This window comes from Acidovorax sp. 210-6 (assembly GCF_010020825.1).
In the GTDB taxonomy this organism is placed as follows: Bacteria; Pseudomonadota; Gammaproteobacteria; order Burkholderiales; family Burkholderiaceae_C; genus Simplicispira; species Simplicispira sedimenti.
In genome coordinates this window covers 3921395-3947150 of the sequence record NZ_JAACJE010000001.1, presented here as the reverse complement: position 1 = coordinate 3947150, position 25756 = coordinate 3921395, and the positions used below count along the sequence as shown (strand labels likewise).

21 protein-coding genes are annotated in these 25756 nt (G+C 66.4%); 8 read left to right on the top strand and 13 right to left on the bottom strand.

The annotated features are described in order from the left end of the window. Positions 1 to 107: 107 nt before the first annotated feature. On the top strand, positions 108 to 1034 hold the full coding sequence (locus GWK50_RS18355; protein WP_162017793.1) for a LysR family transcriptional regulator ArgP: 927 nt from the start codon (positions 108 to 110) through the stop codon (positions 1032 to 1034). A gap of 61 nt (positions 1035 to 1095) precedes the next feature. Continuing rightward, on the top strand, positions 1096 to 1710 hold the full coding sequence (locus GWK50_RS18350) for a TetR/AcrR family transcriptional regulator (RefSeq protein WP_162017792.1): 615 nt from the start codon (positions 1096 to 1098) through the stop codon (positions 1708 to 1710). Between the two features lie 59 nt (positions 1711 to 1769). On the opposite strand, the gene GWK50_RS18345 is transcribed toward GWK50_RS18350, so the two are convergent. The 9 genes from GWK50_RS18345 to GWK50_RS18305 form a co-directional block, all read right to left on the bottom strand. Next, positions 1770 to 2717, bottom strand: coding sequence for a fasciclin domain-containing protein (locus GWK50_RS18345; RefSeq protein ID WP_162017791.1), 948 nt, complete (start codon positions 2715 to 2717; stop codon positions 1770 to 1772). 30 nt (positions 2718 to 2747) lie between these two features. After that, positions 2748 to 3203: a fasciclin domain-containing protein gene (locus GWK50_RS18340; protein WP_162017790.1), complete on the bottom strand. Its 456-nt coding sequence runs from the start codon at positions 3201 to 3203 to the stop codon at positions 2748 to 2750. Positions 3204 to 3343: 140 nt separating this feature from the next. Continuing rightward, positions 3344 to 3766: a universal stress protein gene (locus GWK50_RS18335; RefSeq protein ID WP_162017789.1), complete on the bottom strand. Its 423-nt coding sequence runs from the start codon at positions 3764 to 3766 to the stop codon at positions 3344 to 3346. 34 nt (positions 3767 to 3800) lie between these two features. Then, complete coding sequence (locus GWK50_RS18330; RefSeq protein WP_162017788.1) at positions 3801 to 4646, bottom strand: metallophosphoesterase; 846 nt, start codon at positions 4644 to 4646, stop codon at positions 3801 to 3803. 26 nt (positions 4647 to 4672) lie between these two features. Next, entirely contained in the window at positions 4673 to 5665 is a 993-nt protein-coding gene (locus GWK50_RS18325; protein WP_162017787.1) for a hypothetical protein, read from the bottom strand. 187 nt (positions 5666 to 5852) lie between these two features. Continuing rightward, complete coding sequence (locus GWK50_RS18320; RefSeq protein WP_162017786.1) at positions 5853 to 7727, bottom strand: phosphoenolpyruvate carboxykinase (GTP); 1875 nt, start codon at positions 7725 to 7727, stop codon at positions 5853 to 5855. A 303-nt stretch (positions 7728 to 8030) separates the two neighbouring features. Continuing rightward, positions 8031 to 8753 (bottom strand): 7-cyano-7-deazaguanine synthase QueC, encoded by a 723-nt coding sequence (gene queC / locus GWK50_RS18315; RefSeq protein WP_162017785.1) that lies wholly within the window; start codon positions 8751 to 8753, stop codon positions 8031 to 8033. A 74-nt stretch (positions 8754 to 8827) separates the two neighbouring features. Further along, on the bottom strand, positions 8828 to 8971 hold the full coding sequence (locus GWK50_RS18310) for a hypothetical protein (RefSeq protein WP_162017784.1): 144 nt from the start codon (positions 8969 to 8971) through the stop codon (positions 8828 to 8830). 83 nt (positions 8972 to 9054) lie between these two features. Then, entirely contained in the window at positions 9055 to 10254 is a 1200-nt protein-coding gene (locus GWK50_RS18305; RefSeq protein ID WP_162017783.1) for a threonine ammonia-lyase, read from the bottom strand. Positions 10255 to 10438: 184 nt separating this feature from the next. Here GWK50_RS18305 and GWK50_RS18300 point away from each other — a divergent pair, with 184 nt between their 5' ends. Then, a complete protein-coding gene (locus GWK50_RS18300) occupies positions 10439 to 11872 on the top strand; it encodes a diguanylate cyclase (RefSeq protein WP_162017782.1) in 1434 nt (477 codons plus the stop codon). A gap of 86 nt (positions 11873 to 11958) precedes the next feature. Here the strand turns inward: GWK50_RS18300 and GWK50_RS18295 are convergent, their stop codons facing one another. The 4 genes from GWK50_RS18295 to norR all read right to left on the bottom strand — a co-directional run bounded on the left by GWK50_RS18295 (position 11959) and on the right by norR (position 16324). Continuing rightward, positions 11959 to 12639, bottom strand: coding sequence for an RNA ligase family protein (locus GWK50_RS18295; protein ID WP_162017781.1), 681 nt, complete (start codon positions 12637 to 12639; stop codon positions 11959 to 11961). 7 nt (positions 12640 to 12646) lie between these two features. Next, entirely contained in the window at positions 12647 to 13192 is a 546-nt protein-coding gene (locus GWK50_RS18290; RefSeq protein WP_162017780.1) for a hypothetical protein, read from the bottom strand. 177 nt (positions 13193 to 13369) lie between these two features. Next, on the bottom strand, positions 13370 to 14653 hold the full coding sequence (locus GWK50_RS18285; protein WP_162017779.1) for a DUF3696 domain-containing protein: 1284 nt from the start codon (positions 14651 to 14653) through the stop codon (positions 13370 to 13372). Positions 14654 to 14725: 72 nt separating this feature from the next. Then, positions 14726 to 16324 carry a nitric oxide reductase transcriptional regulator NorR gene (norR, locus tag GWK50_RS18280; protein ID WP_162017778.1) on the bottom strand — a complete coding sequence of 533 codons (1599 nt, stop codon included), beginning with the start codon at positions 16322 to 16324 and terminating at the stop codon, positions 14726 to 14728. 242 nt (positions 16325 to 16566) lie between these two features. Here norR and GWK50_RS18275 point away from each other — a divergent pair, with 242 nt between their 5' ends. From GWK50_RS18275 to nrdD, 5 genes are all read left to right on the top strand, one after another. Further along, a complete protein-coding gene (locus tag GWK50_RS18275; protein WP_162017777.1) occupies positions 16567 to 18870 on the top strand; it encodes a nitric-oxide reductase large subunit in 2304 nt (767 codons plus the stop codon). 53 nt (positions 18871 to 18923) lie between these two features. Further along, positions 18924 to 19352, top strand: coding sequence for a hemerythrin domain-containing protein (locus GWK50_RS18270; RefSeq protein WP_162017776.1), 429 nt, complete (start codon positions 18924 to 18926; stop codon positions 19350 to 19352). Between the two features lie 253 nt (positions 19353 to 19605). Beyond that, positions 19606 to 22962, top strand: a complete 3357-nt coding sequence (locus GWK50_RS18265) for an EAL domain-containing protein (protein WP_162017775.1) — start codon at positions 19606 to 19608, stop codon at positions 22960 to 22962. A gap of 200 nt (positions 22963 to 23162) precedes the next feature. Then, entirely contained in the window at positions 23163 to 25187 is a 2025-nt protein-coding gene (locus GWK50_RS18260; protein ID WP_162017774.1) for a ribonucleoside triphosphate reductase, read from the top strand. Between the two features lie 256 nt (positions 25188 to 25443). Next, positions 25444 to 25656: an anaerobic ribonucleoside-triphosphate reductase gene (nrdD, locus tag GWK50_RS18255; RefSeq protein ID WP_277950307.1), complete on the top strand. Its 213-nt coding sequence runs from the start codon at positions 25444 to 25446 to the stop codon at positions 25654 to 25656. Positions 25657 to 25756 lie beyond the last annotated feature (100 nt).

The following is a 25756-nucleotide window of genomic DNA, read 5'->3' as shown; positions in this document are numbered from 1 at the left end:
GTGCGCAGTGTGTGTCAGGGTATTCAAAACATGGTCTTATTAACCGCAGTCCAAAAATATCAGTTGCACTTATAATGTAAGACCGTCCCTACCCTGCCAGCCGCACCATGAGTACCTACGACCCCGCAGCCCTGGAATGCCTGGCCGCTATTGTCGAGGAGGGGGGCTTCGAGCGGGCCGCCCAGCGCCTCAATGTCACCCAATCGGCGGTGTCGCAGCGTCTGCGGGCGCTGGAGGCACAGGTGGGCTCGGTCCTCATCGTGCGCAGCCGCCCCTTGCGGCCCACCTCCGCGGGGCAATTGCTGCTCAAGCACACCAAGCAACTGCGCCTGCTGCGTGCCGACCTGGAACGTGACCTGCAGGAGCTGGCGCCCAGCGCGCCGGGCAGTGGGCGCGAGGACGAGCGCATCTCCATCGCCATCAACGCCGACAGCATTGCCACCTGGGCGCTGGACGCGGTGCACGACCTGGTGCGCCAGCGCCTGCCGCTGGAGATCATTGCCGACGACCAGGATTTCACCCAGGAATGGCTGCGCTCGGGCCAGGTGCTGGGCTGCGTCACCACGCTCAAGCAGGCCATGCGCGGCTGTCGCATGGTACCGCTGGGGGCCATGCACTATGTGGCTGTGGCCTCCAGCAGCTTTGCACAAAAGCACCTGCCCAACGGCCTGACGGCGCACAACTTCCGCGAAGTGCCGTTTCTTTCCTTCAACCGCAAGGACGATATGGCTGCCGAATTCGTGGCGCGCACCTTCGGCCTCAAGCGCGTGGCGCTCAACCACTTGTTCGTGCCCAGCACCGAGGGCCAGTTGCATGCGGTCAAGGCGGGCTGGGCGGTGGGCGTGCTGCCCGAGCTGTTGGTGCGCCCGGCGCTCGCCGCCGGGGACATTGTGGACGTTTCGCCCGGTCATACGCTGCCCATTCAGTTGTACTGGCACTGCTGGAACCTGGAGTCCGAGGTGCTGGAAGCCCTCACCCAGGCCCTCATCGAGGCCTCGGCGCGCGATCTCGATCAGGGAAACTCCGGACGGTGACGCCGTGGTTGAAAAACAACCGAGTCAACTGTTTTTCAACCGGAATGCATAAGATCGGGGGATGCAACCGTCCCCCGTGAAACTCTCCTTCAAGGAGCAAATGCACCAGGCCCGTGAGGAGGCCATCCTCCAGGCCACCTGCCGCCTGTTGGGCGAAAAAGCCTACGATGCCATGACCATGGACGACGTTGCCAACGCCGTGGGCATCGCCAAGGCCAGCCTCTACAAGCACTTTGCCAGCAAGGAAGAGCTGTGCTGTGCCGCGATGGTGCAGATTCTGGGCAAGGTACAGGCGTTTCTGGATACGGTCCCGGTTGAGCTGGCGCCCCAGGACAAGCTCCGGGCCCTGGTGCGCTGGTCGCTGGAGCGATTGATTGCCTGCGAGATGCCGCTGCTGCCCAGCCGCAACACCGCGCTGCGGGGTGTGCTCATGGCGGACAAGCGCTACCTGGACACCCTGATCGGCGTGAGCGACTGCATTGGCCAGTGGATCACCGAGGCCCAGGCCCAGGGGCGCATCGACCCCTCGCTGCCGCCCCTGGTGGTGCTCTACACGCTGTTTGCCCGCGCCTGCGACCCCGTGGTGAGCTTCCTCAAGGAAGGTGGACAGTTCGACGATGCCGCCATCGTCGAACTCGTGCTCAAAACCTGCTTTGACGGGCTGAACAGCCGCTAACAGAAAAAAACCGCGCGCTCCCTGCAGAGCGGCGGCGTGTGGTTTGGACCCTCTCTCGATCAGGCGGCGGGCAGCAGCACCCGATCGATCACATGAATGACCCCATTGCTGGTGAACACATCCGTGCCGATGATCTGGCTGGTGCGTCCCCGGCGGTCGGTGATCTGCAGGTCGGCGCCGATCGTGAAAGTCTGCCCTTGCAAGGTGGCAATGGCGGTGCCCACGGGGACTTCGGCCTTGAGCACGCGCGCGCCCAGCACATGGTAGGTCAGCACCTGGGTCAGCAGGGGCTTGTTGGCGAACAAGGCTTCCTTGCTCAGGCCCAGTTCGGCCAGCAGTGTGGCAAAGGCGGCGTTGGTGGGCGCAAACACGGTCAGCGCAGCGGCGTTCTGCAGGGCCGACACCAGATCGGCAGCGATTACCGCCTCCACCAGCACACTGAACTCGGGCAGCGACTGCACCGTGTCCACGATGTCCTGGTTCGCCGGCAGCAGCACGCGATCCACCACATGCACCACCCCGTTGCGTGCGAGCACGTCCGTGGTGGTGATCTGGGACACGCGGTTGCGCCCATCGGTGATGCGCAGCGATGTCCCTGCTTCCACCTTGAAGAAACCGCCGTCCAGGGGTTCAATGGCTTTGCCCAGCGGAACCTCGTTGCGCAGCACGCGCGTGCCCAGCACGTGGTAGCTGAGCACCTGCGTCAGCAGGGCCTTGTTGGCCAGCAGGGCCTCCTTGCTGATGCCCAATTCGGCAAGCAGGGCGGCAAAAGCGGCATTGGTGGGCGCAAAAACGGTCACCGTGTCGGTGGACAGCGTGTCGGCCAGGCCCGCAGCGACAACGGCCTCGACCAGGATGCTCAGGTCCGGGTTGCCTTTGGCCAAATCCACAATGTGGGGAATCTCGGCATGGTCGTCACCGCCACCGCAAGCCTGCAGCAGTGGCATCGACAGGCCCAGGGCGGCGCCCAGCAGCAAGGTTCGGCGTGGAAAGGCGTTTTTTTGCATGGTGTGATCCCTCCTTCGTGCGGGTAGGTATTACTGGGGCATGAGCACGGTGTCGATCACATGGATCACGCCGTTGCTGGCCTGCACATCGGTGGCCAGCACCTTGGATTGGTTGACCATCACGCCAGCGCCGGTGCGCACGGTCAGCGCCTGTCCTTGCACGGTAGGAACCTGGCCTTCCTTGACATCGGCCGCCATGACCTTGGCGGGTACCACGTGGTAGGTCAGCACCTTGGTCAGCGCGGCCTTGTCGGCCAGCAGCGCATCGAGTTGGGCCTTGGGAATCTTGGCAAAGGCTTCGTCGCTGGGAGCAAAGATGGTGAACGGCCCGGGGCCTTTGAGGGTGTCCACCAGCCCTGCGGCCTGTACGGCGGCGACCAGGGTCTTGAAATTGCCAGCGCCCACAGCGGTGTCCACCACGTCCTTGGCCCACGCGGACATCGTGGAACCTGCAACCAGTGCAAATGCGATCAGGGTCTTCTTCATGATTGCTCCTTCGTTGGGGTACGCCCAAGGCGGGCGCAGGAGCACTGTACGACCAATTGGTATCATACGTAACCGCATGGTTATTATGAAACCAATTGGTCGCAAATCGAGGTCTGCGCGGGCGACGGCGCAGGATTCGGTCAGCGCACGATCAGCACGGGTACCTTGCAGTGGGCCAGCACCTGGGTGGTGACCGAACCCATGACCAGCGTGGCCAGTGCGCCGTGGCCGTGCGAGCCCATGACCAGCAGGTCGAACTGGCCTGCGTCCGCCAGTTTGGAAATAGTCTCGCCGGCAGGCCCGACCTTGGCTACGCGCTTGAGCTGAAACCCGTGGCGCTCCAGAAACTTGCCAACGGGGTTCAGCACCTTGTCGGCCTCATCGGCGTAGTACTGGTCCACCGCGGGTTTGCCCAACGCAGCGCGGGCGCGCGGAGGCAATGCGGCCTGCACCGTCACGGCCGTGAACGTGTGCGTGGGCGCCAGGAGCTCTTCGTGGGTGGCCAGGTAGGCCAGCATTTTTTTGGTGAAAGAGCTGCCATCGACAGCCAGCAAAATATTCATCGATATCTCCACATGAGTGATGGACCAATCTCCATCATACGGCGATGCAGCAATGGGCCTGGAACAATGCCTGCTCGGCCTTGCGCCGATAGCCCAAGGGGTTGGCCACCACGCGGCAGCGGTGCAGCGAACCATCGGGCCGCAGCGCCTGCGCCACATAGTCGCTGGGGCAGTGCAAGTGGCCATGCAGCCACAGATCGGCATGGGCCAGCAGGTCGTCCAGCGCGTTGCAGAACGCAGCCGTGCCGGGGGTCAGGCCATAGCGTGGGTCGCGACTGCGCAGGCTGGGTGCAAAGTGAGTGACCACTACTGTACGTCCCGTGTGGGCCGTTGGCAGGGTGGAGCGCAACCAATCCGCGCAGCAAAGGCCCTGGGCGCGCACCTGCTCGGCCAGCATGGGCACACCGTTCCAGGTGGTGCCGGTCTTGCTCAGGTAGTGGTTGGCTGCACGCTGGGCCTTGCTGCGCAGCTCGAACTGCTGCGCAGTCGATGCAGTGGACGCATGCACGGCGAGTGCATCGAAGTCGGACCACAGGGTGGTCCCGACGAAGCGTACCCCGTCGATCAGCGCCGTCTCGCGCTCCAGCCACTGGATGCCGAGCTGGTCGCAACTGCGCCGCAGGCGGGTGTGGGCTTCTTCAAAATCCAGGCCGTCGTATTCGTGGTTGCCGGGCACAAACACCACGGGCACCGGCCATCCGGCCCATTGCGGAAGGGGCGAAAACCGCTCCAGCCCAAAGTGAGGCCCCGCCAGGCGTGAGCCGCTCTGGTACGAGCCCACGTCGCCGGCCAACACCAGCACATCGGCGTTCACGGCGGGGCTGCCATGAAAATCGGGGTTCGACTCAAGGTGCAGGTCTGACAGCAACTGGATCTGCATCGCCCGCTCCCCCGGCCAGCAAGGCGTCAGCGTTGCGCGCCGGATTGTGCCGCGGCGAACAAGGCGGCGAACTCGGCGTGGGCGATGGGTATGCGCCGCTCGTGGCCGGCCGCAGAGGTCAGGCGCAGCGACCATTGCGTGCGCGCGCCATCCTGGTAAGACTGCGCCAACTGCAGTGCGAGTGCGGGGTCGAGCACAAACTCCACCGCCTCATGGTGGGTGCACTTGCGCTCCAGCAGGTCACGCATGTTGCACACCACTTTCTCCGTCAGGGGCTGCAGCCGCACGGAACTGCTGGCGCCTGCCTTGTTGTCGAAAACGGCCGAGGTGTAACGGTGGTAGGTAAAGTCGATGTAACTCAAATGCGACACCACCCGCACGGTGACCGGGCCGCCAGCCACTTCGCGCTGGGCCGTGAGGTAGGTGAGGTTGGGAAAATCCTTGCCCTCCTGGTAGTGGGCACCTTCGGTGCTCCATACCGTGCCCTTGCCGTCAGGTGTGGGCGCCGACTGCATGCGCTGGGCATAGAGGCCCACGCGGAAGCGATGCGCCAGCGACTGGAAGGCTTCCTCGTTGGCAATGCTGCGGAACTCGTACTCGCCATGCTTCCAGGAACTGCCCTTCTTCAACAGGGTGTAGCTGGTGGCCACGCCCTTGGGAAAGAACGCGTGATAGCTGCTGCGCGCCGGGCTGGCGCCCTTCTCGGTGATGGTGCTGGGTTCGGAGCCTCGGCAGGGCGCGGGCTTGCCGTCGGGCTGCGCCAGCGTGGTGACAGGCGCCGTGCAGACACCGTCGGCATCGGTGGCGCAGGACCAGCGCGACACCAGCGTCTCGCGGTTCCAGAAGGAACCCAGGTTGGCCTCGCATACCCCGGAAACCGTCGTGCCCATCAGGGGCGCATCCTGCGCATCCAGCACCAGGAAGCGTGCCGTCCCCTGAACACTGGGAGGGGCGGCCAGCGCCTGCGAAGACAGCGCCGCCAGCGACAGGGCGCACAAAGCTGAGAAAGAGAGTTTCATGGGAGGGAAAGGGCGTGGGAACGGTCTGGCCAGGTGCCAGGAACGGCATGGTACCTGCACGCGGCCAGACCCAGGCAGCAAACACGCAGGCGCACCGGGGGAAATGAAACTGCCTGCACGCCCCGGGCCGGAACGAGCAGGCAGAAAGACAGGTTGCCCGGCACTGTGCACCGGGCCCCAGGAGCGATTACAGAGCCGCCAGGCGTTGTTCCAGCGCCGCCTTGGTCTCTACCAGTTCCTTGGGCATGTGGTAGGCCAGTTGCTCGAAGTGGGCGTCGTGCAGCTTGAACTCCTCCGCCCAGGCGGCCTTGTCGATGCTGGTGACCGTGGCGAACTGGGCGGGGGTGAAGTCCAGACCCGTCCAGGTGATTTCAGCGTACTGGGGTGCAATGCCGAACATGGTTTCCTGGCCCTGGGCCTTGCCTTCGATGCGATCCAGCATCCACTTGAGCACGCGCATGTTGTCGCCGTAGCCGGGCCAGACGAACTTGCCGTCTTCACTCTTGCGGAACCAGTTCACGCAGAAGATCTTGGGCAGGGTGTGGCCGGATTCTTCGAGCTTGTGCTCCATGTCGAGCCAGTGCTGGAAGTAGTCGCTCATGTTGTAGCCGCAGAAGGGCAGCATGGCGAACGGGTCGCGGCGCACCACGCCCTGGGCGCCAAAGGCGGCGGCGGTGGTCTCGGAACCCATGGTGGCGGCCATGTACACGCCTTCCATCCAGGTGCGGGCCTCGGTCACCAGCGGCACTGTGGTCGAGCGGCGGCCGCCGAAGATGAAGGCATCGATCGCCACGCCGTTGGCGTCGTCCCACTGTGCGTCCAGCGCGGGGTTGTTGGTGGAAGCCACGGTGAAGCGCGAGTTGGGGTGCGCGGCCTTGGCGCCGGTTTCCTTGGCGATGGCCGGTGTCCAGTCCTTGCCCTGCCAGTCAATCAGGTGATCCGGCACCACGCCCGTGTCCTTCTCCATGCCTTCCCACCACACATCGCCGTCGTCGGTGAGTGCCACGTTGGTGAAGATCACGTCCTTGTTCAGCGAGCGCATGCAGTTGGGGTTGGTGTGCATGTTGGTGCCGGGGGCCACGCCAAAGTAGCCCGCTTCGGGGTTGATGGCGTACATCTTGCCGTCGGCATGGGGCTTGATCCAGGCGATGTCGTCGCCGATGGTCGTGACCTTCCAGCCGGCGAAACCGGCCTCGGGCGGCACCAGCATCGAGAAATTGGTCTTGCCGCAGGCGCTGGGGAAGGCGGCTGCCACGTGGTACTTCTTGCCTTCGGGGTTGGTCACGCCCAGGATCAGCATGTGCTCGGCCAGCCAGCCCTGGTCGCGGCCCATGGTCGAGGCGATGCGCAGCGCCAGGCACTTCTTGCCCAGCAGCGCGTTGCCGCCGTAGCCCGAGCCGTAGGACCAGATCTCGCGCGTCTCGGGGTAGTGCACGATGTACTTGACCTTGGGGTTGCAAGGCCAGCTCGTGGTGTCCTTCTCGCCAGCGGCCAGGGGGGCACCCACGGTGTGCATGCAGGGCACGAATTCGCCCTCTACGCCCAGCACGTCGTACACGGCCTTGCCCATGCGCGTCATCAGGCGCTGGTTCACAGCCACGTAGGCGCTGTCGGTCAGTTCCACGCCGATGTGCGCGATGTGGCTGCCCAGCGGACCCATGCTGAAGGGCACCACGTACATGGTGCGGCCCTTCATGCAGCCGTCAAACAGCGGCTGCAACGTGGCGCGCATTTCAGCGGGGTCCATCCAGTTGTTGGTGGGGCCGGCGTCTTCCTTCTTGGCCGAGCAGATGTAGGTGCGGTCTTCCACGCGGGCCACGTCCGACGGGTCAGACCAGGCCAGGAAGCTGCCGGGGCGCTTGGCGGGGTTGAGCTTCTTGAAGGTGCCTGCATCCACCAGTTGCTGGCACAGGCGGTCGTACTCTTCCTGCGAGCCGTCGCACCAATAGATGCTGTCGGGCTTGCACAGAGCGGCCATATCGGCCACCCAGGCCAGCAGGCGGGCGTTTTTGACGTAGGCAGGGGCGTTGAGATTCAGGCCCTGCATGGTGGGTGCGTTCATCGGGAGCTTCCTTAAGTTGAAAAACGGTTTTTTCAAAGGAAGCGGGCGTGGCGGCACAGCAAACTCAGCAAGACGGCACGGCACAGGGGCCCGGCGCTGCCTTTGAAAAAACGGCTTTTCTCCCAGGGCCAGGACAGGCCACAAGGCTCAGGCGGCGGGCGGAAAGAGTGGCTGGCAACCGGTGTTTGTGGCACCGGCCACCCCATGGCGGAGTCCGCAGGTCGGCTGGGATGGCAATTTTATGAAGCTGCGCAAAATTTGTCTGTCAGACAGGGGCAAGAATCATGCAAAAGATGCATGGGGTTATGCGTCTAACAAAGTAGCCTCCGACCCGCCCATCCAGCGCTCGTACCCCTGGCGGCGCAGCGTGCAGGCGGGGCATTCGCCGCAGCCGTGGCCCCAGGCATGCAGCTGGCCGCGCTCGCCCAGGTAGCAGGTGTGCGTCAGGCGCACGCTCAGGTCCACCAGCGCGTCGCCGCCCAGCTGGTGTGCCAGGGCCCAGGTCTGGGCCTTGTCCAGCCACATCAGCGGCGTCTCAAGGATGAAGCGCTGCCCCATGCCCAGCGACAGAGCCACCTGCAGCGCCTTGAGCGTGTCGTCACGGCAGTCGGGGTAGCCGGAGAAATCCGTCTCGCACATGCCGCCGACCAGCGTGTGCAGCCTGCGCCGGTAGCCCACGGCCGCCGCCATCTGGAAGAACAGCAGGTTGCGCCCCGGCACAAAGGTATTGGGGAGCCCGGCCGCGTCCATGGCAATGGCGGTGTCGCGCGTCAGCGCCGTGTCGCTGATCTGGCCCAGCACCGCCAGATCCACCATGTGGTCGTCCCCCAGGCGGTCCTGCCAGTGCGGAAAACCTGCGCGCAGCGCGGCCAGCACCTCCTGGCGCGCCTGCAACTCCACATGGTGGCGCTGGCCGTAGTCAAAACCAATGGTCTCGACCCGGGCAAAGCGCTGCAGCGCCCAGGCCAGGCAGACGGTGGAATCCTGACCACCAGAAAACAGAACGAGGGCGTGGCCTTGGCGCATGGTGACAATCTCCGGCAAGCAAAAACAACACAGCCCCGCAAGCGGGGCTGTGCAGCGGGGCCGTCGATTGTGCTTCAGGCCATGGTGACCGCAATCATGGCCAGCAAGAACATCATGATGCCGCCCACCACCGGCAGCACCACGGGCATGTAGGGCACCACCTCCTCCACGGGGTCGGTCGGCAGGTCGGCGCTGGTGTGGGCGTGGGTGTCAGACATGGCAGGTCTCCGAATGTTGTTGGTAGCTGGGCTAGGAAAAATTCTAGCCTTGCCGGCAAAAACTTGCAGGCGGCCTGTGCAGCCTACATGCGCGCAGCCGTCATGCCTACCGAACGCAGGTGTTCCAGCACCTCGTCCACATGCGCGTGGCTGCGCGTTTGCAGCACCAGTTCGATGTCGGCATTCTGTGCCGTCAGCGTGGTGAAGGCACGCTGGTGGTGCACCTCTTCGATGTTGGCGCCCGCATCGGCCAGCGCCGCCGTGATACGCGCCAGCACCCCCGGCACATCGCGCGCACTCACGCGGATGCGCGCCAGTCGCCCTGAGCGCACCATGCCGCGCTCGATGATGGCCGACAGCAGCAGCGGGTCGATGTTGCCGCCGCTGAGCACCAGTCCCACCTTGTGCCCGGCAAAACGCTCGGGGTAGCGCTGCAGCGCCGCCAAGCCCACGGCGCCTGCACCTTCCACCAGGGTTTTCTCGATCTCCAGCAGCATCAGCACGGCTTGTTCGATGTCGCCCTCGTCCACCAGCACCAGGTCGTCCACCAGGCGGGCCACCACTTCCTGCGTGATCTTGCCCGGCGTGCCCACGGCAATGCCCTCGGCAATGGTCGAAGCGCCCTGTGGGTGGTGCGTGCCCTGCACGGCATTCACCATGGCGGGAAAGCGCGTCGTCTGCACCCCCACCACGCGGATGTCCGGCTTGATGGCCTTGGCCGCTGTGGCCACGCCCGCAATCAGCCCGCCACCGCCCACCGACACCACCAGCGTGTCCAGGTCGGGCACGGCTTGCAGCATCTCCAGCGCCAGCGTGCCCTGGCCTGCGGCCACGGCCTCGTCGTCGTAGGGGTGTACAAAGGTCAGACCCTGCGCATCGGCCAGTGCGTAGGCATGCGCGCGCGCCTCCTCCAGCGTGTCGCCGTGCAGCACCACCTCGGCGCCAAAGCCGCGCGTGCGCTCCACCTTCACGCCGGGCGTAAAGCGCGGCATCACGATCACCGCCCGCAGCCCCAGCCGCTGCGCGTGGTAGGCCACGCCCTGCGCATGGTTGCCCGCACTCATGGCCACCACGCCGTGCGCGCGCTCCTCGGGCGTCAGCAGCGCCAGCTTGTTGCAGGCCCCGCGCTCCTTGAAGGAGGCGGTGAACTGCAAATTCTCGAACTTGAGGAACACCTGCGCGCCCACGATCTGCGAGAGCGTTCGGGATTCCACGCACGGCGTCTCCAGCACCTGGCCTTGTAAGCGCAGTGCGGCGTCCTGGATGTCTTGAAGGGTGATCATGCCCTGCATTGTGGCAACAAATGCCGCATAGCGGAATGCGTTTTTGCGGGGTACGCTGCTGCGCAATGCGTCCCCTGTTCCGGTGGGTGGCGGTGTAGAGTAACGAGACGTATCATGGAGTGCTGCCTAGCCGCGCAATGGACGTCGCTCGGGGGTGTTCCCGACCACCAGGATTTTCGTCACCATGCACCCTGATCGCCAGCGCAAGATCCGCGCACTGTTTGACGAGTACATCGAGATGTACGCCGCGCGCGATGACCGCCTCACCGCGCGTTTCAGCCAGAACTTCAGCGGCTACCCCGGCAGCGGAACCCGGCTGATCCACAACCGTGACGAGTGGATCCGCATCACCCGCCAGGACTTTGCCCAGGTACCGGGCCGCATCCGCATGGAAATGCTCGATCTCGCGCTGCAGGACCTCAGCACCGACGTGGTGGTGGCGACGGCCTTCTTCCACATCCATCTCCCCAGCGGCGGGCACCAGCTGTCGAGAGAAGTGGCGCGGCTGGTGCTGATCTTTCGCTGCGAAGGCGAAGTGTGGATGATCGTGCACTGTAGCTATTCCATACCGTACCAAAGTGCGCAGGACGGCGAGGTGTATCCCCTCAAAAGCCTAGAGGAGCAAAACAGCGCCCTGCAGGCCCTGGTGGCCGAGCGCACCCAGGCGCTCGACGAAAGCCAGGCGCTGTACCGCTTGCTGACGGAAGACACCCAGGACGTGCTCTGGCGCACGGACAGCCAACTCATCGTCACCTACATCAGCCCGGCCGACGAACGCCTGCGGGGCTTTCGGGCCGATGAGGTAGTGGGGCACCCCGTTTTCGAGATGTTCACCGAAGAAGGCGTGGAATTGGTCAAGGGCATGCTCCGGCGCCGGGCGATCGAGGACTCGGCCGGCAGTGCCGGGGGGTTCCTGCGCTTCCAGGTGGAACACCGCTGCAAGGACGGCCGCCTGATCTGGGGCGAGGTGCAGTCCAAGCCCGACCGCAACGCGCAGGGCGAAATCATCGGCTACCACGGCATCACGCGCGAGATCACCGAGCGCAAGCGCCTGGAAGAACAGGTGCGTCAGCTCGCTTTCCACGATCCTCTGACCCGCCTCGCCAACCGCCGCCTGATGTTGGAACACCTGGAACAGGCCATGTCCGCCAGCAAGCGCAGCCACCGCCATGGCGCGTTGCTGTTCCTCGACCTCGACAACTTCAAGCCCCTCAACGACCTGCACGGTCATGGCGTCGGTGACCTGCTGCTGATCGAAGTGGCCGAGCGCCTGAAAGCCTGCGTGCGCGAAGCCGACACCGTGGCGCGCTTTGGCGGTGACGAGTTTGTCGTGCTGCTGTCCGAACTGAGCACGCAACCCGGCGAGGCCACCGAACAGGCCGTCGCCGTGGCGGACAAAATCCGCCTCTGCCTGGCCGAGCTCTATGTGCTGAAGACAGCGCCCTCGGCCCCCGCCATAGGCCACCACTGCACCGCCAGCATCGGTGTGGCCATCTTCCACGGGCGCGACGAGAGCCAGAACGCCGTGATCGACCGCGCCGACACGGCGATGTACCAGGCCAAGGAGGAAGGCCGCAACCGGATTCGGCTCGCGCCCGGTATCGGCGGGACAGGCTGACCCGCGCGACCACACCTGATCCAGCGGCGAACGCGGTGCCGGTGGGATGCGGTGCTGCAGGGAGCACCTGTCCACGCAGTGCGTTGTCAGACCACCCGATTCCACTCCAGCGCCCGGCTCTTCCAGTGCGCTTCGATCGTTTGCGTGAAATCCGCGCGCACCAGTTTGGCGCGGTTCTCCAGCCAGTCGGCGTTCTCGCGCCGCACCACGATGCCTTCGAGGTGGCCCTGGCGGAACTGGCTGTCGTGGGCGTGCACCCAGTCGCGCAGTTGGTCCAGCGTGACTTCGCCGGCATACAGGCGCGGCACGGTATTGAAGCCCATTTCGGCGGCCCAGGCGTTGCGGCGCGTGGTGCTCCAGAAACGCTGCTCCTGCCGGTCGTACACGTCGAACAGCATCCACCAGTCGGGCAGGGTGGCGTAGTCGAGCGAGTGGCGCGCGGCGCACCATTCGCCAAAGGCCACCAGGTGCGTGCCCAGCGCGTCGAACAGCTTGTCCTCGTGCGCGGCCAGCCAGGGGCCCAGGCGGGCGAACTGGCCGTGGAACGGCTGGGGCAGGTACTGGCCGCGGTTCTGGGCGCGCAGCACGCCGTCGGGCGAGACCGAGAAGCCCAGGTTGGCGCCGTCGAGCTTTTCTTCCAGCACCACGGGGCCGCTGAGCAATTCCTCGGCCTCGGCGCGGGAGAGCACCTTGTCGTCGCGCGGCTCGCCCGTGGCCAGCCAGGCGATGTGCGGGGTGTGGGGAAAGCGGAAAAAATCTTCAGACATAAGAGCCCTATTTTGCGCGCCGCTGGGGCGGGTGTTTCTGGCGCCAGCGGCCTTGCAGCCAGTCGGGGAGCAGGTTTTCCACCTCCAGCCCCACGGCGTGCAGGGCCTGTTGGCAGTCGATCCAGTCGGTGTCGCTGGCGTTGGTGATTTGTGTGGCGTGGCCTGCGTCCAGGGCCGCCAGGGCGGCGGCCACCATCTTGCGGTCGGCCAGGTCGGTCACGGCCGCGGCCAGCTCGGGCGGCAGCACGGCGTTGCCGTTCTTGTCGAGCAGCACATCGACCCAGACGACCTCGCCACGGTCCATCTTGTGCATCATGGCCAGCCAGCCGTAGTCCTGTTCGGTGAGCTTGTGGCGGTATTCGCCGCAGACATGCCAGTCCACGTCGAGCACGGCATGGCGCGTGGCGTCGGTCTCAAAGGCTTCGAGCCAGTCCAGCACCTGCTGGCGCAGGGCTGCTTCTTCGATGGGGGTGGATTCAGCACGGAAGGGCGAGCCAGCGTCGGCCGCGCTGGCCACGATGAGCACATTGGTGTCCACCAGGCGGGCCTGCATCTCAATGGTTCCTTTCCGCGCAGAGTGTCTGTGTTGCATGCCATGGGCGCGGCCAGGCCAGCGGCCACCGCGCAAGGGCCGCCAGTACCTCAAAGTTCAGGCGCTGGTGGCGTCCCCCTTCCGCAGCGCGCAGCGCTGCAAGAGAAGGGGGAAGGCGCGAAGCGCCACAGGGGGTTGTCACTTATCTTCTCGTAGCCGTTGGGCGCGGGCGCGTGCCTGTTCGCGGGCTTCGCCCATGGCGTCGCCAAAGAACTGGGGCGGCCAGTTGCGCACGGCGCCAAACTCGTCCACCTCCAGCGGCACGAGCACGGCCTGCGCGCCCTGGCGTTGCACAAACAGCATGCGGCAGTGGCTGGGGCTGGTCTGGCGCCGGGCGATCAGGGTCTGCATGCGGCGGAACAGGTGTTCGGAATGGGTCTCGACGAGAAACTGCACCTGGCGCTGCTGGCTGGCCTCGGCAAACACCTCGGCCAGCACGGCCTGGGCCTGGGGGTGCAGGTGGATTTCGGGTTCTTCCACCAGGATGGTGCTGCCCGGCGGGGCGCAGTAGGCCACGGCCAGCACCGGCAGCACCTGGGCCACACCCACGCCCACATCGCGCAGGTTGGCGGCCACGCCGTCGTGGTGCACCAGCAGTTCGTAGCGGCCGGTGCGGCCCACGGGGCGCACGCTGAGCTGTTCGGCCATGCCCATGCGCGCCAGCCAGTGCGCCACCATGTGCAGCACCTGGCCCTGGGTGTCGGTGCGCAGCAGGGCGCTGGCCAGCAGTGCGTTGATGGCCTGCTGGCCGTCGCTGCCCAGGTCGCCCGGTGGGGCGCCAGTCCAGGCGTGGTCGCGCGCGGGCAGGCGGCGCAGTGGGCCGAGGTGGACGATGGATTCCAGCGCATGGCGCAGTGCCAGGCTCAGGTCCTGCGCGTGCTGCGCGTCGGCCCCCAGCAGCGCCAGCGCGGGGGCGGGCAGGGCGATGGAGCGCTCGGGTGCGTACAGCGGGCTGGTGCCACGGGGGCGGGCCTCGTCGTCCACATACAGCGCGTAGGCGCCGCGCGTGCGCCGCAGCGCCCGAAAGCGCCGCGCCACGGTGGCCAGCTCCAGCGCCTGCACGGCCACGGCGCCCTGAGCGGTCTGGCCGTAGGTGCAGGCAAAGTAGCCCTGGCGCACGCGCTCGCCCTCGGGCCGCGCAAAGCCCAGCGCCATGCTGCAGTGGCGCGGTGCGGCCACGCCCTGCGAGAGCAGGTCGGCAAAGCTGCCGAGCTGCACCGGGTCGCCCGCGTCGCTGTGGCCCAGGTGCAGGTGCACGGTGCGGTCGGGCGCGGCCACGGTCTGCTTGAGCAGCAGCAGGCTTTGCAGCAGCGTGGACTTGCCCGACGAGTTGCTGCCCAGCAGCATGGTGACGGGCGCCAGCCGCACCGGCCCGCTGTCGTGCCAGGCCTTGATGTGGCGCAGGTGGAGGTGGTCGATCATGGGGTGGTTTTTAAGTGTTTTTGGCCTCTGGCGCTTATTGGATAAGCGCGAATAGCTATCAAAATAGCAGCATCATGCCTTCATCCCCAGCCGCTTGGCCAGCTTGTGCAGGTTGCTGGGGTCGATTTCCAGCTCGCGCGCGGCACGGGCCCATTGGCCGCGGTGGCGCGCCAGGGCGGCTTCGATGGCCTGGCGCTGGCAGGTGTCCAGCGCTTCGCGCAGGGGCATGGGCCGGGTGGGTGGGAAGGGCATGAAAGGCGCTGTCGGCGCGGGCGCTGCGGCCGTGGGGGGTGCGGTGGGGGGGGGTGCGGTGGGGGGGGGCTGCAGTGCGTCCAGGTCCAGCAGGGCGGCTTCCAGCGTGACGATGTCGTTGCGGCTGGCGCCCCGGCTCAGGGCCTTGAGGGCGGCGCGGCTGACCACATGCTCCAGCTCGCGGATGTTGCCGGGCCAGTGGTAGTGGCGCAGCGCGCTTTGCGCGTCGGCCGACAGGCGCAGGCTGCGCAGGCCCAGGCGGGCGCGGTTGAGCTCCAGAAAACGCCCGGCCAGCAGCAGCACGTCGTCGCCGCGCTCGCGCAGCGGCGGAATCGGCACCGGATAGACCGACAGGCGGTGGTACAGGTCGGCGCGAAAGCTGCCGTCGCGCACATGGTCGCGCAGGCTGCGGTTGGTGGCGGCCACCACGCGCACGTTCACGCGCCGGGGCTCGTCGGCGCCCAGGCGCTGGATTTCGCCGTTCTGCAGCGTGCGCAGCAGCTTGGCCTGCACGCTCAGGGGCAGCTCGCCCACTTCGTCCAGGAACAGCGTGCCGCCCTCGGCGGCCTCGAAGCGGCCGGGCCGGTCGGTCACCGCGCCCGAGAACGCGCCCCGGCGGTGGCCGAAGAGCTCGCTCTCGGCCAGCGATTCGGGCAGGGCCGCGCAGTTCACATGCACCAGCGGCTTGCCCCGGCGCGGCGAGTGGCGGTGCAGGAAGCGCGCAAACAGCTCCTTGCCCACGCCGGTCTCGCCCAGCAGCAGCACGGGCAGGTCGGAGCCGGCCACCACCTTGACCTCCTCCTGCAGGCGCAGCAGGGCTTCGCTCTGGCCCAGGATTTCGCTGTCGTCCAGCGCGGCGCGCAGGTGCTGCTCGTCGGCGGGTTCGCCCAGGTGCTGGCTGGAGGCGCGGCTCAGCGCGTGGACCTGCTGCTCCAGCCGGGTGACGCGCACGGCCGCCTCCACATGCACGGCGCAGCGGGCCAGCGTGGCGCGGGCGGCGGCGTCGAAGGTGCCGGTCTGCAGCGCGTCCAGCGTGAGCACGCCCCAGGGCCGCCCGTCCACGCGCAGCGCCACGCCCATGCAATCGTGCACGGGCAGCGGCTCACCCACCAGGGTGTCGAGCAGGCCGTCGTAGGGGTCGGGGAGCTGGCTGTCGTTGTCAAACACAGTGACTTCGCCGCGCGCCAGAATGGCCGCCAGCCGGGGGTGCTGGTGCACGGCAAAGCGCCGCCCCAGCGATTCGCTCACCAGCCCGTCCACCACCACGGGCCGCAGGTGGCCTTCCTCCAGCCGCAGCAGCGCCACGGCGCCGCAGCAGAAATGCGCGCGCAGGCCACCGATCAGGCGCTGCAGGCGCAGGTTGGAGGGCAGCTCGGTGGTCAGATCCACCAGCCAGGGGTCGTCGTCGTGGGTATTCATTACCCTGTCATGGTAGCAAACACCCTATTGGGTGATGGTGAAATTAACCCTTCATCGGTGTAAACCCTTGATTTTGCGTGCGTGGAAAGCTGGCCCGGTCTGTGCAAATGTTCATTCGTCATTCACTTTTGCAAGCGACACATCTATGCACAACACCCTTGCATTCCCGCGCCTGAGGGGGCGCACCGGGCAACCCTCGGCACACCGCGCCCCACGCGCCCTGGGCTGGATGGAGGTGACCCATGGGTAACTACCGCAAACACTGGTTCACGCTGATCGGCGTGATGATCGTCTGCTTCAGCCTGCTGGGCTATTACGGCGTGGAGGTCTATCGCACCGCGCCGCCCATCCCGCAACAGGTGCAAACCGAGGACGGGCGCGTGCTCTACACGCAAGAGGGCATTCTCGACGGCCAGACCGCCTGGCAATCCGTGGGTGGTATGCAACTGGGCTCCATCTGGGGCCACGGCGCCTACCAGGCGCCCGACTGGACGGCCGACTGGCTGCACCGTGAGCTGCTGGCCTGGCTGGAACTGGCCGCGCAGCAGGAGTACGGCAAGCCCTTCGACCAGCTCGACGCCGACGGCCAGGCCGTGCTGCGTGCGCGCCTGAAAAAGGAATACCGCACCAACACCTTTGACGCCGCCACCGGCACCATGACCGTGTCCAAGCTGCGCGAGCAGGCCATTGCGCGCAACGTGGAGTACTACAGCCAGCTGTTCAGCGACGCGCCGCAGTACCAGAAGACGCGCGAGAGCTACGCCATGAAGGAAAACACCCTGCCCAGCGCCGAGCGCCGCGCGCAGATGGCGGGCTTCTTCTTCTGGACCGCCTGGGCCGCCGCCACCGAGCGCCCGGCTGATGTGGGCGGCGGCACCGGTGCCACCTACACCAACAACTGGCCGCACGAGCCGCTGATCGACAACAAGCCCACGGCGGAGAACATGATCTGGTCCATCGCCAGCGTGGTGCTGATGATTGCCGGTGTGGGCTTCCTGGTCTGGGCCTGGGCCTTCCTGGGCAAGCACGACGAGGCCGATCCCACGCCCCCGCTGCTGGACCCGCTCACGCGCGTGCCGCTCACGCCCTCGCAGCGTGCGCTGGGCAAGTACCTGGTGCTGGTGGTGGCGCTGTTCATCTTCCAGGTCATGCTGGGCGGCTTTACCGCGCACTACACGGTGGAAGGCCAGCAGTTCTACGGCATCGACGTGTCGCAGTGGTTCCCCTACGCGCTGGTGCGCACCTGGCACATCCAGAGCGCGCTGTTCTGGATCGCCACCGGCTTCCTCGCCGCGGGCCTGTTCCTGGCGCCGCTCATCAACGGCGGCAAGGACCCCAAGTACCAGAAGCTCGGCGTCGATGTGTTGTTCTGGGCGCTGTTCGTGGTGGTGGCGGGCTCGTTCATCGGCAACTACCTGGCCATTGCGCAGATCATGCCGCCCGAGTGGAACTTCTGGCTCGGCCACCAGGGCTATGAATACGTGGACCTGGGCCGCCTGTGGCAGATCGGCAAGTTCGCCGGCATCGCCTTCTGGCTGGTGCTGATGGCGCGCGGCGTGTTCCCCGCATTGCTCGCGCCCAGCGGCCAGGACAAGAACCTGCTGGCGCTGCTGACCTTCTCCATCGTGGCCATCGGCCTGTTCTACGGCTCGGGCCTGTTCTATGGCGAGCGCACGCACCTGTCGGTGATGGAGTACTGGCGCTGGTGGGTGGTGCACCTGTGGGTGGAGGGCTTCTTCGAAGTCTTTGCCACCACGGCGCTGGCCTTCATCTTCTCGACCCTGGGCCTGGTGTCCTACCGCATGGCCACCACGGCCAGCCTGGCCTCGGCCTCGCTGTTCATGCTGGGCGGCATTCCGGGCACCTTCCACCACCTGTACTTCAGCGGCACCACCACGCCGGTGATGGCTGTGGGCGCTGCCTTCAGCGCGCTCGAAGTGGTGCCGCTGGTCGTTCTGGGCCACGAGGCCTGGGAGCACTGGCGCCTGAAGAACAAGGCCCCCTGGATGGACAACCTCAAGTGGCCGCTGATGTGCTTCATCGCCGTGGCCTTCTGGAACATGCTGGGCGCGGGCGTCTTCGGCTTCATGATCAACCCGCCGATCTCGCTCTACTACATCCAGGGCCTCAACACCACGCCGGTGCACGCGCACGCCGCGCTGTTCGGGGTGTATGGCTTCCTGGCCCTGGGCTTCACGCTGCTGGTGCTGCGCTACATCCGCCCGCAGCTCGTGTTCAGCGAGCGCCTGATGAAGACCGGCTTCTGGTGGCTCAACGCGGGCCTGGTGCTGATGATGTTCACCAGCCTGCTGCCCATCGGCCTGTTCCAGTTCCACGCCAGCGTCACGCACGGCCTGTGGTACGCGCGCAGCGAGGAGTTCCTGCAGCAGCCCTTCCTGGAGACGCTGCGCTGGGTGCGCACCTTTGGTGACGTGGTCTTCATCGTCGGCGCCCTTGCGGTGGCCTGGCAGGTGGTGAGCGGCGTGTTCGGCACGCGCGCCCCGGCGGCCCCCACGGGCGCCAGCCTGGCCGGCGCACAGCGCTGATCCCCCGGCCGGGAGCCGTGGGTTCCCGGCCTGTTTCTTCCTTGGCGCATTCCATGAACATCGACAAGTTCAAACACCAGCACGTGGACATCCTGGGCAACATCGCTGCCCTGCGGCGTCTGGCGCAGGCTGGGGTGGCGCACAACGCCACCGAGATCGCAAGGCTCATCGTCAGCATGAGCTCCACCATCAAGCTGCACCTGGCCGTGGAAGACCAGGCGCTGTACCCGGCGCTGCAGCGCGGCCACAACCCCGAGCTGGCGCGCCTGGGCCAGCAGTACCAGCGCGACATGGGCCCGATTGCCCAGGCCTACGAGGCCTTCGCCCGCCGCTGGAACCTGCCCGAGAGCGTGCGCCGCGACGAGCAGGGCTTCCGCGACGACGCCAACCGCGTGCTGCGCATGGTGCACGAGCGCATGCAGCGCGAAAACCACGACTTCTATCCGCGCATCGAAGCCGAAGAACTGGCCGCCGTGGCCTGAAAAATGCTATCCAATTCATAGCTATTAACGCTTGATTCATAAGCGCTAAGGCCGAATATTCATCTGATTTTCTGATCTCCCTTGGTATTGAGCCGGCCTTGCGCCGGCTCCTTTTTTTGGGGCGCGCCGCACCGTGCCAGGCACGCCACCACCCGCCGCCAAAGCGTTCCTATAATGACCTTGGGTGTAACAACGTTTTTTCGCCACGCGTGCCCACAGCGCGGCGGAACGTCTCACCCACAGGCCCCTGGAGATGATCCACCCCGCCCACCGCGCCAAGTTCCGCCAGTCGATGCTTTGGTTCCTGCTGCTTCTGGGCAGCCTGGGGTTGGTGAAGGTGTTTCCGGCGCCGGACGCGGCGCGGGGTGTGGCCGGCTATGTGCCACTGCACACGGCCATGGAGGTGGTGGCCATCGCCATGGTGGGCATGGTGTTCGGCATCTCCTGGGTCACGCAGAAATACCGCGCCAACGGCCGCGCCCTGGTGCTGGGCCTGGGTCTGCTGGGTGTGGGCCTGCTGGACCTGAGCCACAGCCTGTCCTACGCGGGCATGCCGGACTATGTCACGCCCAGCGGCCCGGAAAAAGCCATCAATTTCTGGCTGGCGGCGCGCTCGTTCGCTGCCGTGGCTTTGCTCTGTGCCGCCTTCTGGCCCCGGCGCTGGAGCCTGGCGGCAGGGCCGCCATCGCGCTATGCGGGCTTGCTGGGTGTGCTGCTGCTCGTGGGGGCCGTGCATTACGTGCTGCTGACGCAGCCGCAGTGGGTGCCACGCACCTTCCTGCCAGGGTTGGGGCTGACGCCCTTCAAGGTGAATTTTGAGTACACGCTGATCGCGCTCTACGTTCTGGCCGGGGCCGGGTTCCTGCTGCGCCTGCGCGACGCCCGCGAATCCGGCGTCGAGCGGCTGGCGCTGGCCTCGTTCACCATGGCCATGAGCGAGTACTTCTTTACGCTCTACGCCAACGTCAACGATGTGTACAACATCGCGGGCCACCTCTACAAAGTGTTGGCCTACGGCTTTCTGTACCGGGGCCTGTTTGTCGAAACGGTGCAAAGGCCCTACCAGGATCTGCAGGCCTCCGAAGCGGGCCAGCGTGCCACGCTCAGCACCCTGCCCGACCTGTTGTTCGAAGTGGACCGTCAGGGCGTGTACCTGGCGGTTCATGTCCAGGACGCAAGCCAACTGGTGGCACCCCCGTCCGACCTCATCGGCCGCCGGCTCGATACCGTGCTGCCCCCGCAGGCGGCCGCCCAATGTATGGCAGCGCTGGAAGAGGCCGAGCGCCAGGGCACCAGCCGTGGCAGCCGCATCACGCTCGACCGGCCAGATGGGCCGTACCACTTCGAATTGGCCGTGGCCCGCAAGTCGGCCCCCGGAGGGCGCGCAGACACCTACCTGCTGCTGGCGCGCGACATCACCGCCACGGTCGAAAAGGAAGAGCGCATCCACTTCGAGGCCCACCTGAACGCGGCGCTGTTGGACCTGCAACAGCACGATGTGCTGGAAGACGAGGCCACGTTTCTGCGCCGGGGCGCAGACCATGCCCGCAGCCTGACGGGCAGCACCCTGGCAGGTATCCACTTCGTGCAGGACGACCAGCGCACCACCACCCAGGCGGTTTGTTCGGGGGAGGCCACGGGGTGCGCGCTTGCCGCCGAACAGGCGGGCCTGTGGGCCCGTGCCCTGCACGAGCGCCGCGCCGTGGTGCTCAACAGCCTGGAGCCAGCCCCGCAGACCGGCACGGCGCCGGGCCAGGGCGGGCTGCGGCGGCTCATCAGCCTGCCGGTGGTCGAGGGCGGCAAGGTGCGTATGCTGTTGGGTGCGGCGGGCAAGGCGACCGACTATGGCACCCCGGAGGTGCAGGCGCTGCAGATCCTGGCCGAAGCCATCTGGAAACACACCCTCCAGCGCCGCCAGGAGGCCGTGATCCACCGCCTGTCCGAAGCGCTGGGCCAGAGCCCCCACGCCGTCGTCATCACCGACAGCCACGCCCAGATCATCTACGTGAACCAGGCCTTCAGCGAAAGCAGCGGCTACAGCGCGGCAGAGGTGCTGGGGCGCAACCCCCGCATCCTGCAGTCGGACCAGACGCCGCGCTCCACCTACGAAGACATGTGGGCCAAGCTGCGCAGCGGCCTGCCCTGGGAGGGTGAATTCATCAACCGCCGCAAGAACGGGCAGCTCTACACCGAGCGCGCCTCGCTCTATCCCATCCGCAACGCCTTTGGCGAGGCCACGCACTACGTCGCGCACAAGGAAGACATCACCCTGCAGCGCGAAGCCCAGGAGCGCATCCAGGCGCTGTCCAACAACGACACGCTGACCGGCCTGCTCAACAAGAAGGCGTTTGACGAGCGGCTCACCCAGGCCCTCGAAAGGGCGGGCGCCAGCCATGGGCGCGTGTCGTTGCTGTGGTTCGATCTGGACAACTTCAAGCTGGTCAACGAGTCCCTGGGCCACGCGGCGGGCGACGAGCTGCTGGTGGCCCTGGCCAGCCGCCTGCGTGCCAGCCTGGAGCCGCACATCGCTCTGGCCCGCTACTCGGGCGACAGCTTTGCCGCCATCGTGCCGGGCGCCGACCAGGCCACCGTGGCGCTGATCGCGCAGGAGGCGCTGGCGCAGTTGCAGACCACGCTGCAGGTGCACGGCCATGCGGTGTCGATGAGCGCGTCGGTGGGCATTGCCGTCTATCCCGACGACGCCAAGACCACCAGCGCCCTGGAGTCGGCCGCCGAGGTGGCCATGTACCGCGTCAAGCAGGACGGGCGCAACGGCCTGCGCTTCTTTGCGCCCGAGATGCAGGCGCACACCCAGCGCTCGCTGGAGATTGCCGCCAGCATCAAGGAAGCGGCGCACCGTGGCGAGCTGCGCCTGGTGTACCAGCCGCAGCGTGCGCTGGGCAGCGGCGCGCTGGTGGGGGCCGAGGCTCTGCTGCGCTGGCACCACCCGCAATGGGGGCTGGTGTCGCCGGCCGAGTTCATCCCGATTGCCGAGCAGAGCGGTGCCATCCTGGCCATCGACTTCTGGGTGATCGAGGCCGCGGCGCGCCAGGTGCGCGCCTGGGATGCGGCGGGCCTGCCGCCCATCGTGGTGGCCGTGAACGTGTCGGCCGCGCAGTTTGCGCGCCCCCAGTTCGTGGACGAGCTGCTGCAGGTGCTGCACCGTCTGGATGTATCGCCCCAGCGCCTGGAGGTGGAGCTGACCGAGGCCGTGGCCCTGAAATACCCCGAGCAGGCCGAAACCACCCTGCGGCGCCTGCACGAGGCGGGCTTGCGCGTGGCGCTGGACGATTTCGGCACCGGCTACTCGTCCATGAGCTACCTCAAGCGCTACGCCATCGACAAGCTCAAGATCGACCAGTCGTTCGTGCGCGAACTGGCCGACCAGACCAGCGACCAGGCCATCGTGACGGCCATCGTCCGCATGGCGCAGAGCCTGCACATGGCCACGCTGGCCGAGGGCGTGGAAACGGCCGAGCAGGCCCGCCTGCTGAAGGACCTGGGCTGCGGCGAAATTCAGGGCTACTGGTACAGCCGACCGCTGGAGCCCGAGGCCTTCGAGGCCTTTGCCCGGCAAGCCGCCCAGCAGGCCAGCCACAGCGCAGCCTAGGTTGCTCTGTTTTTAATAGCTGCTTGCGCCCTATCTACGGGCGCTGGAGGCTAAAAACACCCCAATTTTCTGGCGCTCTGCCGCCGCATGCCCCCGCCGCCCACCCGCAACGCTGCGGCCCCCCGGTTTGTGCCTGATCAAACTACCTATAGTGTTTGATGGCTATCATGTGCGCTAAATGTAGTGTTCAAAGGGCCGCTATGACTCCTCCCACCACCACCGCCACCTTGCCCCGCGAGGTCCTCAAGCGCAGCGGCGAACGTGCCGCGTTCGACGCGCGCAAGATCCGCTCGGCCATCGAGCGCGCCGGGGCCGCCACGGGCGAATTCGGGGCGGACGAGGCGCAGTTGCTGGCCGCTCAGGTCGGCAAGGTGCTGATCCACCGCTTTCACGGCCAGGCGCCCAGCATCGAGCAAATCCAGGACGTGGTGGAGCACACGCTGATTGCCGCCAACCACCTGCACACCGCCCGCGCCTACATCGCCTACCGCGACCGCCGCGCCCAACTGCGTGCCGACAAGCAGACGCTGGTGGACGTGGAAAGCTCCATCAACGAATACCTCACGCGGGCCGACTGGCGCGTGAACGCCAACGCCAACCAGGGCTACTCGCTCGGTGGGCTCATCCTCAACGTGGCGGGCAAGGTCACGGCCAACTACTGGCTCTCGCACGTGTACGCGCCCGAGATTGGCGAGGCGCACCGCAATGGCGACCTGCATATCCACGACCTCGACATGCTCAGCGGCTACTGCGCGGGCTGGTCGCTGCGCACGCTGCTGCACGAGGGGCTGAACGGCGTGCCCGGCAAGGTCGAGGCAGGCCCGCCCAAGCACATGAGTTCCGCCGTGGGGCAGATCGTCAACTTCCTCGGCACGTTGCAGAACGAGTGGGCCGGCGCGCAGGCGTTTTCATCCTTCGACACCTACATGGCGCCCTTTGTGCGCAAGGACGGCATGGACTACGCCGCCGTGCGCCAGTGCATCCAGGAGCTGATCTACAACCTCAACGTGCCATCACGCTGGGGCACGCAGACGCCGTTCACCAACCTCACCTTCGACTGGACTTGCCCCGAGGATTTGCGCGAGCAGGTGCCCGTGATCGGTGGCGTGGAAATGCCGTTTTGCTACGGCGAGCTGCAGGCCGAGATTCAGCTTATCAACCGCGCCTACATCGACGTCATGACCACGGGCGACGCCAAGGGCCGCGTGTTCACCTTCCCCATCCCCACGTACAACATCACCAAGGACTTCCCCTGGGAGAGCGAGAACGCCGCCGCCCTGTTCGAGATGACGGCCAAGTACGGCCTGCCGTACTTCCAGAACTTTGTGAACTCCGAGCTGGAGCCGAACATGGTGCGCTCCATGTGCTGCCGCCTGCAGCTGGATTTGCGCGAGCTGCTCAAGCGCGGCAACGGCCTGTTTGGCAGCGCCGAGCAAACGGGCAGCGTGGGCGTGGTCACCATCAACTGCGCGCGCCTGGGCTACCAGTACGCGGGCGACGAGGCCGGCATGTACGCCGCGCTGGACCGCCTGCTGGAGCTGGGCAAGCAAAGCCTGGAGGTCAAGCGCAAGCTCATCCAGCGGCTCATGGACCAGGGCCTGTTCCCCTACACCAAGCGCTACCTGGGCACGCTGCGCAACCACTTCAGCACGCTGGGCGTCAACGGCATCAACGAAATGGTGCGCAACTTTACGGGCGACGCGCACGACATCACCAGCCCCCAGGGCCACCAGTTTGCCGTGCGCCTGCTGGACCATGTGCGCGCGCGCATCGTGCAGATCCAGGAAGAAACCGGCCACCTCTACAACCTGGAGGCCACCCCCGCCGAAGGCACCACCTACCGCTTCGCCAAGGAAGACAAAAAGCGCTGGCCCGCCATCGCCCAGGCAGGCACCGCCAGCCAGCCGTACTACACCAACTCCTCGCAACTGCCCGTGGGCTGGACGGATGACCCCTTCGAAGCCCTGGCGCGCCAGGAAGAACTGCAAACCAAATACACCGGCGGCACCGTGCTGCACCTGTACATGGGCGAGCGCGTCTCCAGCGGCGCCGCCTGCCGCGAGCTGGTGCGCCGCGCACTCACGCGCTTTCGCCTGCCCTACATCACCATCACGCCCACCTTCTCCATCTGCCCCACGCACGGCTACCTGGAAGGCGAACACCCGTTCTGCCCGAAATGCGACGAAGAGCGCCTGCAGGCCAAGCGCGAGCGCCTGGCTGCATGAGGGCAGATGGACAACCCACCTCGGACAGGGCATCCGCCCATGCACCCGCAGCGGAGCCCGGTATTTGCTCCCTCTCCCCCTGCGGGAGAGGGCGGGGGAGAGGGGGCGGCGTGCGCAGCGCCTGTGCATCCCCCTCTCCCCAACCCCTCTCCCACCAGGGGAGAGGGGCCTGCAAGGCGCCGCGAGGCATTCTGAAAAATCAAAGTCAAATCAGCCTATGGCGCTTTGTGGATAAGCGCTGTCAGCTATCAATTCAATAGCATTTTCAACCACCCCCAAGGAGATCTGCATGCACCACAACACCCCTGAACACACCGCCCTGGCCGCCGCCGACGTGCAACTCACCGACGCCGAGCGCCAGCCCTGCGAAGTCTGGACCCGCGTGATGGGCTACCACCGCCCCGTGGCCAGCTTCAACATCGGAAAACAAGGCGAACACAACGAGCGCCAGTTCTTTGCTGAAAAGTGAGCAACCCCCAGAGCGGCTGCGCTGCTTCCCCCTTCTCTCTTCGTGCTTCGCACTACAGGAAGGGGGACGGCACCAGCGCGGCGAGGCGGCCCTTGCGCGG

Coding starts and splice junctions, on each gene's coding strand:
- GWK50_RS18355 (WP_162017793.1), top strand. CDS start 108: ATGAGTACCTACGACCCCGCAGCCCTGGAATGCCTGGCCGCTATTGTC.
- GWK50_RS18350 (WP_162017792.1), top strand. CDS start 1,096: ATGCAACCGTCCCCCGTGAAACTCTCCTTCAAGGAGCAAATGCACCAG.
- GWK50_RS18345 (WP_162017791.1), bottom strand. CDS start 2,717: ATGCAAAAAAACGCCTTTCCACGCCGAACCTTGCTGCTGGGCGCCGCC.
- GWK50_RS18340 (WP_162017790.1), bottom strand. CDS start 3,203: ATGAAGAAGACCCTGATCGCATTTGCACTGGTTGCAGGTTCCACGATG.
- GWK50_RS18335 (WP_162017789.1), bottom strand. CDS start 3,766: ATGAATATTTTGCTGGCTGTCGATGGCAGCTCTTTCACCAAAAAAATG.
- GWK50_RS18330 (WP_162017788.1), bottom strand. CDS start 4,646: ATGCAGATCCAGTTGCTGTCAGACCTGCACCTTGAGTCGAACCCCGAT.
- GWK50_RS18325 (WP_162017787.1), bottom strand. CDS start 5,665: ATGAAACTCTCTTTCTCAGCTTTGTGCGCCCTGTCGCTGGCGGCGCTG.
- GWK50_RS18320 (WP_162017786.1), bottom strand. CDS start 7,727: ATGAACGCACCCACCATGCAGGGCCTGAATCTCAACGCCCCTGCCTAC.
- queC (WP_162017785.1), bottom strand. CDS start 8,753: ATGCGCCAAGGCCACGCCCTCGTTCTGTTTTCTGGTGGTCAGGATTCC.
- GWK50_RS18310 (WP_162017784.1), bottom strand. CDS start 8,971: ATGTCTGACACCCACGCCCACACCAGCGCCGACCTGCCGACCGACCCC.
- GWK50_RS18305 (WP_162017783.1), bottom strand. CDS start 10,254: ATGATCACCCTTCAAGACATCCAGGACGCCGCACTGCGCTTACAAGGC.
- GWK50_RS18300 (WP_162017782.1), top strand. CDS start 10,439: ATGCACCCTGATCGCCAGCGCAAGATCCGCGCACTGTTTGACGAGTAC.
- GWK50_RS18295 (WP_162017781.1), bottom strand. CDS start 12,639: ATGTCTGAAGATTTTTTCCGCTTTCCCCACACCCCGCACATCGCCTGG.
- GWK50_RS18290 (WP_162017780.1), bottom strand. CDS start 13,192: ATGCAGGCCCGCCTGGTGGACACCAATGTGCTCATCGTGGCCAGCGCG.
- GWK50_RS18285 (WP_162017779.1), bottom strand. CDS start 14,653: ATGATCGACCACCTCCACCTGCGCCACATCAAGGCCTGGCACGACAGC.
- norR (WP_162017778.1), bottom strand. CDS start 16,324: ATGAATACCCACGACGACGACCCCTGGCTGGTGGATCTGACCACCGAG.
- GWK50_RS18275 (WP_162017777.1), top strand. CDS start 16,567: ATGGGTAACTACCGCAAACACTGGTTCACGCTGATCGGCGTGATGATC.
- GWK50_RS18270 (WP_162017776.1), top strand. CDS start 18,924: ATGAACATCGACAAGTTCAAACACCAGCACGTGGACATCCTGGGCAAC.
- GWK50_RS18265 (WP_162017775.1), top strand. CDS start 19,606: ATGATCCACCCCGCCCACCGCGCCAAGTTCCGCCAGTCGATGCTTTGG.
- GWK50_RS18260 (WP_162017774.1), top strand. CDS start 23,163: ATGACTCCTCCCACCACCACCGCCACCTTGCCCCGCGAGGTCCTCAAG.